This window comes from Micromonospora sp. NPDC047074 (genome assembly GCF_040643815.1).
Classification (GTDB): domain Bacteria; phylum Actinomycetota; class Actinomycetes; order Mycobacteriales; family Micromonosporaceae; genus Micromonospora.
This window is the reverse complement of sequence record NZ_JBEYVB010000001.1, coordinates 201,552-218,904: the sequence shown is the minus strand read 5'-3', so window position 1 is coordinate 218,904 and position 17,353 is coordinate 201,552. Positions and strand designations below refer to the sequence as shown.

Annotated in this window: 15 protein-coding genes and 1 pseudogene; 5 read left to right on the top strand and 11 right to left on the bottom strand. The window is 74.3% G+C overall.

The features are described from left to right. Nucleotides 1-16: 16 nt before the first annotated feature. Nucleotides 17-535: a SigE family RNA polymerase sigma factor gene (locus ABZ809_RS01080; protein WP_357560282.1), complete on the top strand. Its 519-nt coding sequence runs from the start codon at nucleotides 17-19 to the stop codon at nucleotides 533-535. Continuing rightward, a complete protein-coding gene (locus ABZ809_RS01075; RefSeq protein ID WP_357560281.1) occupies nucleotides 528-1,379 on the top strand; it encodes a hypothetical protein in 852 nt (283 codons plus the stop codon). The genes ABZ809_RS01080 and ABZ809_RS01075 overlap by 8 nt, the downstream gene beginning before the upstream one ends. Before the next feature lie 236 nt (nucleotides 1,380-1,615). Here the strand turns inward: ABZ809_RS01075 and ABZ809_RS01070 are convergent. From ABZ809_RS01070 to ABZ809_RS01055, 4 genes and pseudogenes are all read right to left on the bottom strand, one after another. Then, nucleotides 1,616-2,869: pseudogene (locus tag ABZ809_RS01070) on the bottom strand (MFS transporter); the annotation flags it as partial. A 127-nt stretch (nucleotides 2,870-2,996) separates the two neighbouring features. Further along, nucleotides 2,997-4,559 (bottom strand): AMP-binding protein, encoded by a 1,563-nt coding sequence (locus tag ABZ809_RS01065; RefSeq protein ID WP_357560280.1) that lies wholly within the window; start codon nucleotides 4,557-4,559, stop codon nucleotides 2,997-2,999. A 21-nt stretch (nucleotides 4,560-4,580) separates the two neighbouring features. Beyond that, entirely contained in the window at nucleotides 4,581-5,795 is a 1,215-nt protein-coding gene (locus ABZ809_RS01060) for an acyl-CoA dehydrogenase family protein (protein WP_357560279.1), read from the bottom strand. Between the two features lies 1 nt (nucleotide 5,796). Further along, nucleotides 5,797-6,249 carry an SCP2 sterol-binding domain-containing protein gene (locus tag ABZ809_RS01055; protein WP_357560278.1) on the bottom strand — a complete coding sequence of 151 codons (453 nt, stop codon included), beginning with the start codon at nucleotides 6,247-6,249 and terminating at the stop codon, nucleotides 5,797-5,799. A 66-nt stretch (nucleotides 6,250-6,315) separates the two neighbouring features. Between ABZ809_RS01055 and ABZ809_RS01050 the strand changes: the two genes are divergently transcribed. After that, a complete protein-coding gene (locus tag ABZ809_RS01050) occupies nucleotides 6,316-6,954 on the top strand; it encodes a TetR/AcrR family transcriptional regulator (RefSeq protein WP_357560277.1) in 639 nt (212 codons plus the stop codon). 107 nt (nucleotides 6,955-7,061) lie between these two features. Beyond that, entirely contained in the window at nucleotides 7,062-8,501 is a 1,440-nt protein-coding gene (locus ABZ809_RS01045) for a hypothetical protein (protein WP_357560276.1), read from the top strand. 155 nt (nucleotides 8,502-8,656) lie between these two features. Here ABZ809_RS01045 and ABZ809_RS01040 read toward each other — a convergent pair whose 3' ends face one another. The 7 genes from ABZ809_RS01040 to ABZ809_RS01010 form a co-directional block, all read right to left on the bottom strand. After that, entirely contained in the window at nucleotides 8,657-9,271 is a 615-nt protein-coding gene (locus ABZ809_RS01040; protein ID WP_357560275.1) for a DedA family protein, read from the bottom strand. A 228-nt stretch (nucleotides 9,272-9,499) separates the two neighbouring features. Next, nucleotides 9,500-10,762, bottom strand: coding sequence for an adenylosuccinate synthetase (locus tag ABZ809_RS01035; protein WP_357560274.1), 1,263 nt, complete (start codon nucleotides 10,760-10,762; stop codon nucleotides 9,500-9,502). A 46-nt stretch (nucleotides 10,763-10,808) separates the two neighbouring features. Beyond that, the gene (locus tag ABZ809_RS01030; RefSeq protein WP_357560273.1) at nucleotides 10,809-11,765 is read right to left on the bottom strand and encodes a hypothetical protein; all 957 of its coding nucleotides are present in this window, start codon (nucleotides 11,763-11,765) and stop codon (nucleotides 10,809-10,811) included. Nucleotides 11,766-11,774: 9 nt separating this feature from the next. Then, complete coding sequence (locus ABZ809_RS01025) at nucleotides 11,775-12,746, bottom strand: serine/threonine protein kinase (protein WP_357560272.1); 972 nt, start codon at nucleotides 12,744-12,746, stop codon at nucleotides 11,775-11,777. Then, nucleotides 12,743-13,495: an NUDIX domain-containing protein gene (locus ABZ809_RS01020; RefSeq protein ID WP_357560271.1), complete on the bottom strand. Its 753-nt coding sequence runs from the start codon at nucleotides 13,493-13,495 to the stop codon at nucleotides 12,743-12,745. Before ABZ809_RS01020 ends, ABZ809_RS01025 begins: the two co-directional genes overlap by 4 nt. Nucleotides 13,496-13,592: 97 nt before the next feature. Further along, nucleotides 13,593-14,417 (bottom strand): MaoC/PaaZ C-terminal domain-containing protein, encoded by an 825-nt coding sequence (locus ABZ809_RS01015; RefSeq protein WP_357560801.1) that lies wholly within the window; start codon nucleotides 14,415-14,417, stop codon nucleotides 13,593-13,595. A 176-nt stretch (nucleotides 14,418-14,593) separates the two neighbouring features. Further along, entirely contained in the window at nucleotides 14,594-15,958 is a 1,365-nt protein-coding gene (locus ABZ809_RS01010; protein ID WP_357560270.1) for a 3-oxoacyl-ACP reductase, read from the bottom strand. A gap of 55 nt (nucleotides 15,959-16,013) precedes the next feature. On the opposite strand from ABZ809_RS01010, the gene ABZ809_RS01005 reads away from it, so the two are divergent. Further along, a complete protein-coding gene (locus ABZ809_RS01005; protein ID WP_357560269.1) occupies nucleotides 16,014-17,306 on the top strand; it encodes an acetyl-CoA C-acetyltransferase in 1,293 nt (430 codons plus the stop codon). Nucleotides 17,307-17,353: the final 47 nt, after the last annotated feature.

Below are 17,353 nucleotides of genomic sequence, written 5' to 3'. Positions count from 1 at the left end.
CGAGGAGGTGGCGGGATTGCCTGCCGACATCGAGGGTTACCGCGAGTACGTCGGGGCCCGGCTGGAACCGCTGCGCCGCACGGCGTACCTGCTCTGCGGTGACTGGCACACGGCCGACGACCTGGTGTCGACGGCGCTGGTCAAGTTGCTGCGGCACTGGCGCCGGGTGTCGAGGATGGAGAACCCCGACGCCTACGTCCGGCGTACCCTGCTGCGGGTCTGGCTGGACGAGCGCCGCCGGCCGTGGCGGCGCGAGGCCTCCTGGGCGGAGGTCCCCGACGCCGCCGTCCGGTCCGCCAGCGACGGTGCCGCCGACCGGCTGACCATCCTCGCCCTGCTCGCCGAGCTGCCGCCGCGCCGCCGCGCGGTCCTGGTGCTGCGCTACTTCTGCGACCTCTCCGTCGAGGAGACCGCCCGGGAACTCGGCTGCACCGCCGGCACCGTCAAGAGCCAGTCGGCGCGCGCGATCGAGGCGTTGCGGGGCCGCCTCGTCGACGTGCCGGCCCGACCCGAGGGGGCACGCACCGATGGATGATCTCTCCGAGCAGTTGCGGGTGGCGGTGGCCGCCGCGCCGCCGACCCGGATCGACGTGGACCACCTGATCGCCGCCGACCGGCAGCGCCGCCGCCACCGCGCCCGGATGCTGGCCGGCGGTGGTGTCGCCGCGGCGGTCGCCGCCGGCATGCTGACGCCGGCGCTGCTCACCGGCCCGGCCGCAGAGCCCGACGGGTTCACCCTGCCACCGGCCGCCGTGGTCTCGCCGTCCGCCGCCGCGTCGCCCTGCGCGATTGTGGAGCCGAGCCCCAGTGGCCCGCCGGCCCCTCGGCAGTCACACGACACCGTGCGGCCACGGCCAACCGAGCGGCCCGACACCGGCGTGGCCCGGCTGACCCTCGCGCTGCGGCCGGTGCTGGCAGGCGTCTTGCCGGCGGGGCTGCTGATCGGCGGCACGCTGCCGGGCTGCGCCACGACCCAGTTCACCTACGAGAAGAGCCACCGCTTCTACAACGCCCACGTCCGGCTGCTGAGCGGCGGGCAGGCCGACAACCTGACGGTGAGGCTCTTCCCGACGGCCGCCGACGCGCCCCTCGGCTGTGCCACCGCGCCCAGTCCTGGTTCCTGCAGAGGCAGCAGCACACTGCCGGACGGCGGCACCCTCGCCTTCGGCGACGCCAAGCCCGGCGACGAGGGCTTCGAACTGCGTTGGGCGCAGGTGCAACGGGCGGACGGCACGACCGTCACGGTGACCACGGACAACCAGATCATCGTCGACGGCGAGAGCGGTGCGCGACGTGACTCCTTCGGCCCGCCACCGGTGCTCAGCGTCGAGGATCTGGCGGCCATCGCGAACACGCCGGGGCTGACGCTCTATCCCTGACCGGCGGTGATGGGGTGGGTTGCGGGGTCCCACTGCCCGCCGGGCGGGACGGCCGTCCCATCCGCCCGGCCCGACCTGCCGCCCGACGGGTAGGGCGGCCCGACCCAACTCGACGCGCCGCCGGGCGGTGCGGGCACCTTGACCCGGCCCGACGCGCCGCCGGGCGGGACGGGCGACTCGAAACGGCCCGACGCGCCACCGGGCGGGACGGGCGACTCGAAGCGGTCCGACGCGCCGCCGGGCGGGACGGGCGCCTCGGCCCGGCCCGACGTGTCGCCGGGCGGGGCGGGTGGGTAGCGGGGCGGGTCGTCCAGTGCCCGCAGCACCGGCAGCGGCGCGGCGACCAGCACCGCCAGCAGCAGCGTCCCGGCCAGCGCCAGGAACGCGGGGCGTAGCCCGATCTGTTCCACCAGCGGCCCGGCGAGCAGGTAACCGGCCGGGCCGGCCGCGTACGCGAACGAGGTCATCACCCCGACCACCCGGCCGCGCAGCCGCTCCGGGGTGCGGGTCTGCATGGCGTAGTTGGACAGCGGATTGACCGGCCCGTACGCGAGCCCGATCCCGGCGGCGAAACCGATCATGGCCGGGAACGGGGGCAGGGTGGCCAGGCCGACCAGGGACACCCCGATGACCAGGAGGGAGGTCACCAGCAGGGTGCGGCGACGGACCCGCCGACCCGCCACGCCGGAGGCGAGCGCCCCGATTACGCCCGCGGCGCTCATGGCCATCAGGATCGCGCCGAGCCGGGCCGGCTCCCCCTGGGCGACGAACCACGCCGGCAGCAGTACGCCCTCGACCGGCAGGTAGAGCGCGGCCAGCACCATCGTGAGCAGCGCGATGGTACGCAGCAGCTTGTCCCGCCAGACGAACCGCAGCCCCTCGACGGTGCCCCGCCACAGGCCCTCCGGGGGGCGTTCCGGCCGGCCGGCCCCGGGCAGCCGGACGGCGGCGATCATCACGACGGCCAGCGCGAACCCGGCGGCGGTGACCCAGAGCGTCGATCCTGGGCCGAACGCGGCGATGAGGATGCCCCCGACGCCGGGCCCGATCAGGAAGGCGAGCCCCCACACCGCCTCGTGCACCCCGTTGGCCCGTTCGATCCGCCAGCCGGCGGCCTGCGCGGCGGCGGGCAGCAGCGTCTCCCGGGCGGTCAGCCCGGCCGGATCGAACACCGCGCCGAGCACGGCCAGCGCCACGATCCAGCCGAGGTCCAGCCCGAGCAGGGCGTCGACCACCGGGATCGCGGCGACCGAGGCGGCGGAGAGCGTGTCGGAGACCAGCGCCGTACGCCGCCGGCCGAGCAGGTCCACGACGGTGCCGGAGAACAGGCCGGACAGCAGCAGCGGCAGGGCGGCGGCCGCCGCGACCACGCCGGCCGCGGTGGCGCTGCCCGTGCGTTCCAGCACCAGCCAGGGCAGGGCCACGTTGGCCACCCCGTTGCCGGTGTTGGAGAGCAGCGTCGCCGCCTCGACCAGCAGCAGCGGCGCCATCCGTGGCCCGGGCAGGCGGTGGCGGGGACGGTGGCGGTGACGGGCGCGGCGGCGAGGTCCGGAGCCGATCATGGTGCCGCCAGCCTATGGGCAGCGGGGCATCCGGCCAGTAACGACCGGGGAACGGTCAACCGTGGTAGCGGCTCAGTTCGCGGGCCAGCACCTTGCCGGTGGCGTTGCGGGGCAGGTACTTCACGAAGACGACGTCCCTTGGCACGGAGAACCGGGCCAGGTAGTGCCGGACGTACTCGCGGACCGCCTCCGGGTCGAGCGTCTCGCCGGGGCGCAGGGCGAGGAACGCGGCGAGCCGCTGCCCGTACTCCGGGTCGGGTACGCCGATCACGGCCACCTCCCGCACCTGCGGCAGCCGGGCGATCAGGTCCTCCACCTCGGCGGGGAAGACGTTCTCCCCACCCGAGACGATCATGTCGTCGGCCCGGCCCTCGACGAAGAGCAGGCCGTCGGCGTCGACCCGCCCCAGGTCGCCCGTTTCGAGCAGGCCGTCGCGGTGCTCCCGGGTGGCCCCGGAGGTGTAGCCCTCAAAGAGCATCTCGTTGCCGACGAAGATCCGCCCGACCTGGCCCGCCGGCACCGGCCGGCCCGCCGCGTCGAGGATCGCCAACCGGGTGCCGTGCGGCGGGCGGCCGGCGGTGGTGGGCGACGCGCGCAGGTCGACGGGGGTGGCGATGGAGGCCCACGAGACCTCGGTGGAGCCGTAGAGGTTGTGCAGGACGTCGCCGTAGGCGTCCATGAACCTGGTGGCGAGGCCGCCCGGCAGGGCGGAACCGCTGACCGCGACCACCTTCAGCGGGGGACGGGGGTCCGGCGGCGGCACCTCCAGCAGCCGTTGCAGCATCACCGGTACGGCGAAGAGGGCGTCGCAGCGCTGTTCCGCCAGGGCGGCCAGCGTGGCGGCCGGGTCGAAGCGGCGGTGCAGCACGATCGTGGCCCGCAGGGCGAAACAGACCTGGAGGGCGGCGTACCCCCAGGTGTGGAAGAGCGGGGCGGCGATCATCACCCGGTCCCGGGCGTGCAGCGGGATGCGGTCGATGATGGAGACCAGCGGGCCGAAGCCGCTCGGGGTGGGCCGCCGGGCACCCTTGGGCGTTCCCGTGGTGCCGGAGGTGAGCACGATGATCCGGCCGTCGCGCTCCGGCGGGCGCAGCTCGCCGGGGAGGGCACCGGCGAGCAGTTCCTCCCGGGCCCGCTCGTCGAGCCGCCCCACCTCGGCCGGCAGGCTGACGATCCGGTCGCCGAACTCGGTGTCGTGCGCCAGCACCCGCAGCCGCTGCTCGGTCGCCACGGTGGCGAGCTGCGCGGCGGAGAGCCCGGTGTTGACCAGCACCGCGTCCGCGCCGAGCAGGGTGGCGGCCACCACCGCCTCGATCAGGCCGTGGTGGTTGCGGCAGAGCACGCCGACCCGGTCCCCGGCCCGCACCCCGAGCACCGCCCGCATCCCCCGGGCCAGCCGCTCGGCGCGGTCCAGCAGTTCGGCGTACGTCAGCTCGGCGCCCCGCTCGTCGACGACGGCCGTCCGGCCGGGGTCGCGGGCGGCGGCCTGGCGCAGCTCGCCGGCGATGTTCCAGCCCCACCTGCGCAGCGCCTGGAGCTGAGCGGAGACCCGGATCGGGCGGCCCGGCGCGAGCAGCCCGCGCCGGGTGAGTGTGGCGACGACGAACGGCAGGTCCATGACGCGCCCCCCGGTAGGGAATCAGCGGATCTGAACGCCGGAGATGGCTCGGGAGATGACCAGTCGCTGGATCTCGGAGGTGCCCTCGAAGATGGTGTAGATCTTGGCGTCCCGGTACCAGCGCTCGACCGGGTGGTCCCGCAGGAACCCGGCCCCGCCGAGCAGTTGCACGGCCTGCCCGGTGACGGAGACGGCCACCTCGCCGGCCTTCAGCTTGGACATCGAGCCCTCGCCGGCGGTGAACGGCCGGTTGTTGCGGCCCATCCAGGAGGCCCGCCAGACCAGCAGCCGGGCGGCGTCGATCTCCATCTTCATGTCGGCCAGCGCGAACGCGACCGCCTGGTTCTCGATGATCGGCCGGCCGAACTGGACCCGGTCCTTCGCGTAGTCCAGGGCGTACTCGTAGGCGGCCCGGGCCACCCCCAGCGCCTGCGCGCCGACCGTGGGCCGGGAGAGCTCGAAGGTGCGCATCGCGGCCTGGCCCGAGGCGCGCTTACCGGTACGGGCCCGGTCGAGCCGTTCGAGCAGGGCGTCCCGGCCGCCGAGCAGGCAGCGCCCCGGCACGCGTACGTCGTCGAGGAAGACGTCGGCGGTGTGCGACGCGCGCAGGCCCAGCTTGCGCAGCTTGCGGGTCGCGGTCAGGCCGGCGGTGCCCGGCGGTACGACGAACGCCGCCTGCCCCCGGGAACCGAGCGACGGGTCGACCGAGGCGGTGACCACGTGCACGCCGGCGATCCCGCCGTTTGTGGCGTACGCCTTCTGCCCGCTGAGCACCCACTCGTCGGTCGCCTCGTCGTAGACCGCCCGGGTGCGCATCGCGCCGACGTCGGAGCCGGCCTCGGGCTCGGTGGTGCAGAAAGCGGCGACGGCCGGGTCGTCGACGGTGCCGAAGCACTGCGGCACCCACTCGACCATCTGGTCCGGCGTGCCGGTGCCGTAGATCGCGGCCACGGCGAGGGAGGTGCCGAAGATGCCCAGCCCGATGCCGGCGTCGCCCCAGAAGAGTTCCTCGCTGGCGATCGGGAGGGAGAGGCCGGTGGGGTCGGCCCAGCAGGTGGCAAGGAACTCGAAGCCGTAGAGGCCGACCTTCGCCGCCTCCTGGATGATCGGCCAGGGAGTCTCCTCCCGGGCGTCCCACTCGGCCGCGGCCGGGCGCACGACCTCGGCGGCGAAGCCGTGCACCCAGTCGCGTAGGTCCCGCTGTTCCTCGTTCAGGTCGAGCGAGAACTCGGCCATGTCAGGCCTTGGGGATGTCGAACAGGTTGGCGATGTTGGCGGCCAGGCCCAGGTCGCCCTTGGCCTTGAGCTTGCCGGTCATGAACATCATGACGGGGTTGGCGCCACCGGAGACGATCTTCAGGAACTCGACCGGGCCCATGGTGAGGCTGAGCTTCGGGTCGTGCTGCGGGGTCTCGTTGACGGTGCACGTGCCGTCGGCGACGACCACCTCGTAGGTGTCGGTGCCGCCGTCGGGGCGCCCGGTGATGCCCCAGTGGATGACCGCGTTGGTCGAGCCGGCCCGGTCGGCGCGGAAGAGCTGCGGCATCCGACCGAAGACCTCGCTGAGGATCTTGCCGCGCAGGTCGCCGGACATCACCTCGGCGATCTTGTCGTCCGGGGTGGACTTGACCAGCTGGGCGAACTCCTTGGGGCCGACGTTCGCGAAGTTGGCCGGGTCGAAGTCAGTCATTGGGCTGCACCTTCCGGGATTGGCTACTCGTGCGTAACCTTACGGCCGGGTAGGTATGCTCGCAAGGTGTCCACCCCGCCCGCCTTCAAGCGCCTCCCCCGGGCCGTACGCGAGCAGCAGATGCTCGACGCGGCCGTCAAAGTGTTCTCACGCAGGGGTTTCCACGCGGCGAGCATGGACGAGATCGCCGAGGACGCGGGCATCTCCAAGCCCATGGTCTACGCGTATCTCGGCACGAAGGAAGAACTCTTCGTCGCCTGCCTGCACCGCGAGGCGACCCGGATGACGCATGCCATCGCCGGGGCGGCAGCCCCCGAGTTGCCGGCCGACGAGCGGCTCTGGCGTGGGCTCCGCGCCTTCTTCGGCTTCGTCGGGGCGCACCGGGACGGGTGGGCGGTGCTCTACCGGCAGGCCCGGGGCGAACAGCCCTTCGCCGGCGAGCTGGCCGGCATGCGCGCCCGGCTCGTCGAGGTGGTCGCCGGGATGCTCGACCACGCGCTGCGCGCCGAGGGGCGCGAGGTGGGCGAGACCGATCTGGAAGTCGTCGCGTACGCCCTGGTGGGCGCCACCGAGTCGCTGGCCGACTGGCTCGCCGACCACCCGGAGGCGGACCCGGAGAAGACCGCCACCCGGATGATGAACGCCGCCTGGCTGGGCGCCGGCCAGCTTCTCCACGGCGTCACCTGGCACCCGCCCCAGGCGTGAGCGCGCCCCTCCGGCCGAGCTGACGCATTCGGGCGGAGCGGGATCGCGGCGGAGCCCGGTCGCGTCCGCGGCGCGGGACTGTCGGTGGGTGGCGCGAGGATGTGCGGGTGCTCGACGGTCTGGATGAGGTGGACTGGCGGCGGCTCGGCCACGCCTACGGGTCGGCCGGTGACGTGCCCGGCCAGCTCCGCGCCCTGCGCTCGCCCGACCCGGAGGTGCGGGGTGAAGCCCTCGGCGAGCTCTACGCCAACATCCTCCACCAGGGCAGCCGCTTCGAGGCGACGGCCCACGCGGTGCCGTTCCTGCTCGACCTGCTGGCCGACCCGGCCACGCCAGACCGCGACGCGCTGCTCGCCCTGCTGGCGGCCCTCGCGGTCGGCTACGACGAGAGCTGGCTGCCCGAGGGCTTCCCGGTGGCCGAGTTCCGCCGGGTGGCCGAGGGCGGGCGGGAGCTGCTCGCCGCCAAGCCGCCCCCGTGGGACGGCGACGACGAGAGTGACAAGGAATACGTCGAGTACGCGTACGTCGAGTCGCTGAGCGCGGAGGACCAGCGACGGTTCTGGGCGCACATCGAGCTGGCCGCGTACGACGCCGTGCGGACCGGGGTGCCGCTGTTCCGTGCCCTGCTCGACGACGCCGACCCGGGGCTGCGCGCCGGGGCCGCGTACCTGCTCGGCTGGTTCCCGGAGGACGCGGCCGGCAGCCTGCCGGCGTTGCTCGCGGTGGCGGCCGGCGAGGCTGAGGCCGGCGTGGCCGGCACCGCCCTGGTGTCGGTCGGGCTGCTCGGTGCCGCACCCGACGTCGAGCTGCTCGCCGACCCGCGTCCCGAGGTCCGTTGGGCCGCTGCGGTCGGGCGGGCCCGGGTGCTCGGCGCGGCGGCCGACGAGGCGACCGTCGAGGAACTGCTGAGCTGGACGGCGATGGCCGACGCGGGGCGGGAGCCTGCCGACGACGCCGGGTACGCCCCGGAAGCACCGCTCCCGGCGCCCGCGGAGCTGTCTGCGCCGCTCCCGGCGGCAGGGCTGTCTGCGCCGCTCCCGGCGGCAGGGCTGCCTGTGTCGCTCCCGGCGGCAGGGCTGCCTGTGTCGCTCCCGGCGACCACCGGCCAGGCTGCGGCGGTCCCGGAGGCCGCAGCGGTGTCCGCGGCGCTTTCGGCGACCACGGGTGCGGCCGTGGTGCCGTTCCACGGCGGTGACCTGCCCGGTTACGCGGCCCTGGCGTTGCGGCAGCTCGGCCCAGGGCATGCCGACCGGGCGTTCGACGCCCTGCTCGACCGGCTTCCCGCCGTCACCGGTGTCGAGGCGTTGCCGGTGACGACCGAGGCGCTGGCCCTCGCGTTCCCGGACGGTCAACTGCCCGACGGTACGCCCCCCGAAGCGCTGACTTCACGACAGCGGCGGCTTGCCGAGGTGCTGGCCCGATCGCCGGAGACCTGGCAGCTCGACGGCCACCCGTTCGGCAACTTCGCCATGCTCGTCGGCGACCACGGCCTACCCCGCACCCACAACGCCCTCCGGACGTACCTGAACACCCCCACCGACACCTGACCCCGCCCCGCCCCTACTCTGTGCGGCGATCTTGCACTTTCTGCCCCGACATATAACGCATCTGCGACAAGGAGAGGGCCGAAAGTGCAAGATCGCCGGGCGCGGGCGCGGGCGCGGGCGCGGGCGCGGGCGCGGAAGGGCGGGGGCGGGGGGTGCTAGGGGTGGGGGGTGGGGCGGGTTTTGCGGTGGCGTAGCCAGCGGGTTGCTTCCAACAGCAGCGTGATCATTACCGACAGGCCGATTCCGGCGAGGATGCCCTTGATCGGGTCGCGTTCGAAGGCCAGCCCGCCGAAATAGCCGAGCAGGGCACAGTAGAGCGCCCAGCTCACTGCCGCCATGGCGTCGAAGAGCAGGAACGATCGGAGCGGGTAGCGGACCGCGCCCATGGTGAGCGTGACTGCTGTCCGGCCGCCCGGCACGTACCGGGAGGTGGTCAGGATCAGGCCGCCGCGCTGGTGTATCGCCCGACGGGCCCACTCCGATCCGGCCCGCCGCCGGCTGCCGTCGGGGAAACGGGCGAGCCGTTGTGCGCCGCCGACCCGTCCGATGGCGTACGAGATGTGGTCGCCGGCGCATGCCCCGAGCGCGGCGGCGACGATTACCGCCACCAGGTTCGGCCTGCCGCTGGCGGCGAGTACGGCGGCGGTGATCACGGCGGCTTCGCCGGGTACCGCCGGAAAGAACGCGTCGACCGCGGTGAGCCCGAACAACAGCAGGTACACCCACGGCGAGGTGACGAGCTGCCGGAGCAGGTCGATCGCAGACTCCACGCCTCCCATGCTCGCCGCCCAACCCCCCTCCGACCCCCACTACCCGGAACCCCACCCCCTCCTCTCCCCGCCCCCTCGGCCCGTCGATCTTGCACCTTGCGCCCCGACCAAAGGAGCAAATGCCGCATAACGAGGGCAGAAAGTGCAAGATCGACGAGCCGAGGGGGCGGGGAGGCGGGGAGGGGGAGGAGGGCGGGGAGGCGGGGAGGGCGGGGAGGGTGGGTGGGGTTAGGGCGTGGGGGTGAGGGTGGGTGGGGTTAGTAGGTGGGTGTGGGGGGTCTTGTCGTTGGCGGTGGGGCCGTGGGAGGTGAGGACCACCGGGGCGGCCAGTTCCGCGCTCACCGCCTCCGTCCAGTCGGCGGGCGCGTCGTCGTACAGCGGGCGGGAGCGCAGCAGGCGGGCGGTGAGCGCGGCCTGCCGGTCCAGGTCACCGGGCGGGCCCGGGGTGAGGCGGTCGGTGGTGTCGTAGCGGCGGCAGATCCGCAGCGCGGGACCGGCGAGGTCGAGGTGGGTCAGCGCGAGGGCGTCGACCCCGCCGGCCGCGTCCCGGGCGTACCGGTGGGCGACCGCGTCGAAGTGGCCGAAGCGGAAGCGGCCCTGCCACGGGTTGGTCGGATTGCGCGGGTCGGTCAGCGGCAGGGCCGGGTCCTCGGTCACCAGCGGGCCGGGCCCGTGCCGGGTGGTGACCACCCGGAGCACCCCGAGCCGGGTCGCGCCGCCCGGCAGGCCCGCCTCGGCGAGCAGGCTCTCCGCGTTGGCGAACGTGGTGGTGCTCCACGTGGTGTACGGGTGGAAGCCGTGCCACTCGTCGAGCAGCACCCCCTGCGCGCCCTCGAAGACGCAGGTGCCGGCGCGCAGCGCCCCGGCCAGCCAGCTCCGGTCGACGACGGCGACCCGCTCGGCGAACGCGGTGAACGCGGGCAGGCAGTCCTCGACCGGCGGGGCGTCCAGCGGGCCCAGTTCGGCGGTCAGCCGGTCCCGCAGGGCGGTCAACCTGCGGCGCAGCAGCGCCGGGGTGCGGCAGTCGGCCACCCGGGGCGCCTCGTCGGGGTGGGCGAGACCGTACGCGACGGTCTCACCCACCCCGAGCCCGCAGGAACCGTGCCGGTCGGCTCCCCGGGCGATCTCCCGGGCCCGGTTGGCGGCCCGGTGGTACGGGGTGGCGAGCAGCGCCTCCCCGTCGACGGTCAACCGGTCGAGCGCGTCGGACACCCCGACCGAGGCGAGGTGGTCGGCCTCGGCGGCCAGGGCCAGCGGGTCCACCACCACGTACCGCGACAGGTGCGTACGGACGCCGGGGTGGAAGGTGCCGGCGCCGAACTGCGCGAAGGTGTGCTGCCGCCCGTCGCGCAGCACGACGTTGTGTGCCGCCTGCGCGCCCCCGTTGAAACGGACCACCGTGTGGACGGGCCGGGTGGCGCAGAGCCAGTCCACCACCGTGCCCTTGCCGGCGTCCCCGTAGCCGAGGTCGACCACCGCCACGTGTCTCATCGCCGGGCCACCTCGCCGTCGCCGAGGTCGATCATCGCCACGTGTCTCACAGCCGGGTCACCCCGCCGGTGTCGCGGAAGGCGGGCAGCGTCGACACCTCGGCGCGCCGCCCCCGGCCCAGCCGGGCCAGGGCCTTGGACACCGTGCCGGTGGCACCCGAGCCGGCGCGCTCCAGGTCGCGCAGCCCTTCGTCCAGGTCGATGGCCTGCTCGCCGAGGCCGATGGTGAGCGCGATGGTCTCGCAGACCGCGTCCAGGTCGTCCAGCACGACGGCGTTCTGCCCGAGCAGGTCCCGCCAGAAGTCGAGCACCTTGGCGTTGCCCGCGTAGTGGCTGCCGGCGGGCAGGAGGTAGTAGGTGTCCCAGCGGCGGGTCACCTCGTCGACCACCTGCCGCAGCGGCACGTCCTCCCCGAGGTCGTCGCCGATCAGGCGGGCCACCTCCCGGGCCTTCACCTGCGGGTAGGCCAGCTCGTCGCCGATGATGAACAGGTAGCCGCGCCGGCCGCGCTTCTCCCAGCAGTCGGTGACGGTGTGCCGGGCCATGAAGTACATGGCCAGCTCGTACGACTCGGTCATCTGCCCGCCGCCACCGCCCTCCAGCACGATCCGGCCGAGGTCGTCGTCCATCCGGTTGTCCGACTCGAACTGGCCGACCTGCAACGGCACCCGGTCGCAGGTGGCGTCGCCGATCGCGCCGAACATGATCTGCGGGTCGCTGGCGTAGCCCTGCCGCTGGAGCAGCCCGAGCAGCTGCGGCAGCTTGGTCTGGAGGACGCGCGGCACGCTGCGCATCGAGCCGGTCACGTCGAACAGCACCGCGATGGCGGTCGACTGCGGGTGCTCGTCGGAGTCGCGGCTCTCGCGCATCGCGTCGCGCGGGTCGAGGGCGGCGTGCACCTTCCGTGCCCCGCTGTCGCTGTAGGAGAACGCGCTCTTGCCGGTGGACCGGCGGTAGCGGTCGGCGGCGTCGTACACGTCGGTGGACCAGATTCCACTGCCCATGACAGCTCCTTAGGGGTTGAGGGTGAAGGGTCGGAAGGTGCGGGGGCCGTAGAGCCGCTCCAGCACCTCGTCGAGTTCGCCGAGCAGGCGCCAGGCGTCGTCGGGCCGCTTGGTCAGGAACCGCTGCCGGCAGCCCTGCGCGAAGGTGAGCAGCTCGCGTGGTGCGTGCGGGCCCATCAGCCAGGTCATGCAGCGGGTGGCCATGGCGATGTCGCTGCCCGGCCCGCAGGGCTGCTTCCTGAGGATCTCGGGCGGGTACCAGTCCTCGTGACCGGGCACCAGCGCCGGGACGGTGCCGCCGCCGGTGACCGAGAAGCACCAGTCGACAAGCACCACGCCGTGGCCGTCCGGCTCGATCAGCACGTGCTGCGGCAGGACCGCGCCGTGTACCACGCCCGCCCGGTGGGCCAGGCCGAGCGCGACCAGCAGCCGGCGCCACATCCAGGCGACATCGCGGGCGTCCAGCCCGTCCGGGTACGCGCGCCGCACCTCGGCGAGGTCGTGCAGGCCGGGCGCGGCGGCGAGCACGTTGACCCGCCGTTCGGCGCCGGTCGCGGCGTCCCGGTGCCGGAAGGTCTCGACGAGCCGGGGCACGTACGGCAGGTAGCGCGGGTCGCCCCGCTCGGCGAGGGTGCGCAGGGCGTCCGCCTCGCGGGCCATCAGGTCGTTGTCGGTGGGCCGCCGGGGCAGCTTGAGCAGGCGGTCGTCCCCGACGTCGTAGAGGTCGGCCAGGTCGCCGGAGTATGCCGGCCGCCCGAGGCGGTAGTCGCCGAGGACGGTGACCTGCCGGGCCCGCCACCGGGTGGTGACCCGGACGAACGCGTCGGTGGCGTCGGCGCGTACCGCCGGGTCGGCCGGCAGGCGGTCGGGGTGCAGGGCCGCGACCAGCTCGCGGTAGCGGCGGGCCGGCTGGTCCGTGCCGAACAGGTCGTCGTCGGTGCGGGCGGCCGTGACCAGGCGGATGGCCTCTGCGGTCATCATCGGACCGTCTCCTCCCGGGCCGGCCGCAGCAGCGCCGGGTGCAGCAGGCGGGCGTCGCCGGCCCGGTAGAGCTTGGCGCGTGGGCCGCCCCGGGCGCCGCCGCGTTCGGTGCTGGCGCCCGTGCTCTCCACGAGGCCCGGCACCGAGAGCACCTTGCGGTGGAAGTTGCCGGCGTGCAGCGGGTGGCCCCAGACCGTCTCGTAGACGGCGCGCAGCTCGCCGATCGTGAACTCGGGGGCGAGGAAGCGCGTGGCGAGCGGGGTGTATTCCAGCTTGGACCGGGCCCGCTCCAGCCCGTCGTCGATGATCCGGCCGTGGTCGAAGGCGAGCTGTCGGCTGGTCAGCTCGGTCACCGGCAGCCAGATCGCCTCGTCGGCGTCGGTGTCGGCGACCGGGTCGGGCAGGTCGGGCGCGAAGGCCAGGTGGGCGACCGAGACGATCCGCATCCGGGGGTCGCGGTCGGGGGCACCGTAGCTGGCCAACTGCTCCAGGTGTACGCGCCGCAGCCCCGCGCCGCCGAGCCCGGTCTCCTCGGCCAGCTCCCGCCGGGCGGCGGTGGCCAGGTCCTCGTCGGGGTGGACGAAGCCGCCGGGCAGCGCCCAGTGCCCCTCGAACGGGGGCTGGCCGCGCCGGATCAGCAGCAGGTGCAGCGCGCCGTCCCGGATGGTCAGCGCCACCACGTCGACGGTCACGGCGACCGCCGGGTAGTTCCGGGGCTCGTACGTGGCCAGGAAGTCCTGCTCGTCCACAACGTCTCTCTCAATCTGAGAACATCTCGGTGTGAGAACAACGTAGCGCAGAAAAGTGCCCCTGCCAAGCCCCCGGACGCGGCTCGGCAGGGGCGCGTCAGCGCACGGAGCCCACCAGGTGCGGTCGGCCGCGCTGGTCGTGCAGGGCGAACCCGCCGGCCGGCAGAGTGCTGAAGCTCACCGTGCTCGGCAGCGGCACCGGCAGCTTGAAGGCCACCTCGACGGTGTAGGCGTCCGGCAGCCGGTTCTCCAAGGCGGCCAGGCAGCGGGCCTTGCTCCACATGCCGTGCGCGATCGGCCGGGGAAAGCCGAACAGCCGGGCGCTGACGCGGGAGGTGTGGATCGGGTTGTGATCCCCGGAGACCCGCGCGTAGTCCGCGCCGACCCGCGGTTCGACCCGCCAACGGGCCGAACCGGCCGGGGCCGGGGGCCGCTCACCCTGGCCGCGCCGCCCGCCGCCGCCCCGCTTGCCCTCCCTGCCGAGGTACGTCGAGACGCCGCGCCACACCTCCTCGCCGCCGACCGAGCCGACCAGCACCACGTCGATCTGCCGCCCCCGGTCGTGTGGGCGCGGGTTCTCCGCGTACGTGGTGAAGTCGAGGGCCTCGTCGGCGTTGACCGGCCGGTGCACGGTGATCCGGTTGCCGACGTGCACGACGCCGGTGAGCGGGATGGGAAAGCCCGGCCCGGTCATCAGGCGCAGAGCCAGCGGAAAGCCCATGACGTGCGGGAACGTGGCGGGCAGCCGGTCGGTGAGCCGGAACCCGCAGACCCGGTCGTAGTCGGCCAGGTGGGCCCGGTCGACGGCGACACCGTTGACGGCCAGCTCGACCGCCGGGCTGTCCGCCGGCCTCCGCCCACCGCCGAGACCGGGCAGCGCGCCGAGCAGCGCCCGCCGGTAGAGCGCCCCGGCGGCCGGCATCCGGGGCAGTTCGACGCGCCGCCGCGCCCCCGCGTGCCCGGCCGCCTCGGGCGTCGCCTCATCCGGTCGCGCGGGGCCGGGACGGTCGGGCGTCGCCTCCTTTGGCCGCGCGGGGCCGGAACGGTCGGGCACCGCCTCGTCCGACGGCGCGGGGCCGGGGCGGTCGTCGGTCGCCATCACGCCCCCAACAGGCTCTGGCCGCAGACGCGGACGACGTTGCCGCTGACCGCGCCGGAGGCGGGCCACGCCAGCCAGCCGATGGTCTCGGCGACGTCCACCGGCAGGCCGCCCTGGGACATGCTGTTCATCCGCCGGCCCGCCTCGCGCAGCACCAGCGGGATGCGCGCGGTCAGCCGGGTCTCGATGAAGCCGGGGGCGACCGCGTTCACGCTGATCTGCCGCTCCCGCAGCGCCGGGGCGAGCGACTCGACGAGCCCGACCACGCCCGCCTTGCTGGTGGCGTAGTTCGTCTGGCCCCGGTTGCCGGCGATGCCGGCGATCGAGGAGACCGAGACGATCCGCCCGCCGGCCGGGATCAGCTCCCGTTCCAGCAGCACGTCGTTGATCCGCTCCTGGCTGGAGAGGTTGACGTCGACGACCGAGTCCCAGCGGTCGGCGTCCATCCGGCCGAGGGTCTTGTCCCGGGTGATGCCGGCGTTGTGCACGACCACGTCGACCCGCCCGTGCCGGCCCGCCAGGTGTTCGGCGAGCCGGGCCGGGGCGTCGGTGGCGGTCAGGTCGAGCTGGACGGCCGTGCCGCCGATCTCGTTGGCGACCGTGGCCAGCTCGTCGCCGGCCGCCGGGACGTCCAGCGCGACGACCCGGGCGCCGTCGCGGGCCAGCACCCGGGCCAGCGCCGCGCCGATGCCGCGGGCCGCCCCGGTGACCAGGACGACCTGCCCGTCCAGCGGGCGGTCCCAGTCGGCCGGCGGCTCGGCCGTGCCGGCGCCGACCCGGACGACCTGCCCCGAGACGTACGCGGACCGCCCGGAGAGCAGGAACCGGAGGGTCGCCTCCAGGCTGGTCCAGCTGCCGGCGTCGGGGGCCTTCGTGACGTACACGAGCTGGGCGGTGACGCCCCGGCCGAACTCCTTGCCGATGCTGCGGGTCAGCCCCTCCAGGGCCCGCTGCGCGGTCGCCTCCCGGGGCGAGCCGCACTCGGTGGGCGGGGTGCCGAGCACGACCACCCGGCCGCTGGGCAGCACCGACCGGGCGTGCGGGTGGAAGAAGTCGTACAGCTGGCGCAGGTCGGTGGAGTCGGTGATGCCGGTGGCGTCGAAGACCAGGGCGGCGTACCGCTGCCCGTCGGTGGCGGGATCGGCGGCTCCGGGATCGCGCAGCTCGACCCCGGCGGCGGCCAGGAACCTGCCGACCGGCTCGGCGAGCCGGCCGCCGGTGGCGGCGCCGAGCAGGACGGGCCCGGGTGCCAGGGGATCGCCGGGGGTGTGCCGGCGCAGTCGCGGCGGGTCGGGCAGCCCGAGGCGCTTGACCAGCGTGCGGCCGGCCCCCGATCGGACGAAGCTCGCGTACCTGTCGGTCATAGGCGTAGCCTACTGGTGAGTAGGCTACGGGCAAGGCTTTCGAGGAGGCGGGATCGTGCAGAGCATCCGGCGGGTGGCGGTCATCGGCGGTAACCGCATCCCCTTCGCCCGGTCCAACTCGCGGTACGCGAGCGCGTCCAACGCCGACATGCTGGGCGCGGCGCTGGACGGGCTCGTCGCCCGGTTCGGCCTGGCCGGTGAGCGGGTCGGCGAGGTGGTGGCCGGCGCGGTGCTCAAGCACGCGAGGGACTTCAACCTGACCCGCGAGGTGGTGCTCGGCTCGAAGCTCGACCCGCACACCCCCGCGTACGACATCCAGCAGGCCTGCGGCACCGGGCTCGAAGCGGCCATCCTGGTCGCCAACAAGATCGCCCTGGGGCAGCTCGACGTCGGCATCGCCGGTGGCGTGGACACCACCTCCGACGCGCCGCTGGCGGTCAACGAGGAGATGCGTCGCACGCTGCTCAGGCTGAACAGCGCCCGCACCCTCGGCGAACGGCTGCGGATCGCCGCGAAGCTGCGGCCGAGCCAGCCGTTCCGGCCCGAGATCCCGCGCAACGCCGAGCCGCGTACCGGGCTGTCGATGGGCGAGCACGCCGCCCGCACCGCGCTGCGCTGGCAGGTCGACCGGCAGGCCCAGGACGAGTTGGCGCTGCGCTCGCACCAGCGGCTCGCCGCCGCGTACGACCGGGGGTTCTTCGACGACCTGCTGACGCCGTACCTCGGGCTGAACCGGGATGCGAACCTGCGGCCGGACAGCACCCTGGAGAAGCTCGGCTCGCTGAAGCCGGTCTTCGGCGCGAAGGGGCCCGACGCCGACCGGGCGACCATGACCGCCGGCAACTCGTCGCCGCTGACCGACGGCGCCTCGACCGTGCTGCTGGCCAGCGAGGAGTGGGCCCGCGAGCACAGCCTGCCGGTGCTGGCCTGGTTCTCCTGGTCGGAGACCGCCGCCGTCGACTTCGTGCACGGCGAAGAGGGGCTGCTGATGGCCCCCGCCTACGCGGTGCCCCGGATGCTGGCCCGGGCCGGGCTGACCCTCCAGGACTTCGACTTCTACGAGATCCACGAGGCGTTCGCCTCCCAGGTGCTGGCCACCCTGGCTGCCTGGGAGTCGCCCGAGTTCTGCAAGGACCGGCTCGGGCTGGACGCCCCGCTCGGCGCGATCGACCGGGAGAAGCTCAACGTCAACGGCTCGTCGCTGGCGGCCGGGCACCCGTTCGCGGCCACCGGCGGCCGGATCGTGGCGACCCTGGCGAAGCTGCTGGCGGAAAAGGGCGGCGGCCGGGGCCTGATCTCCATCTGCGCCGCCGGCGGCCAGGGCGTGACCGCGATCCTGGAGCGCTGACCCCTCGGTCGTCGCCCGGCAGCCCCCGCTGCGGCCCGGCAGCCCAC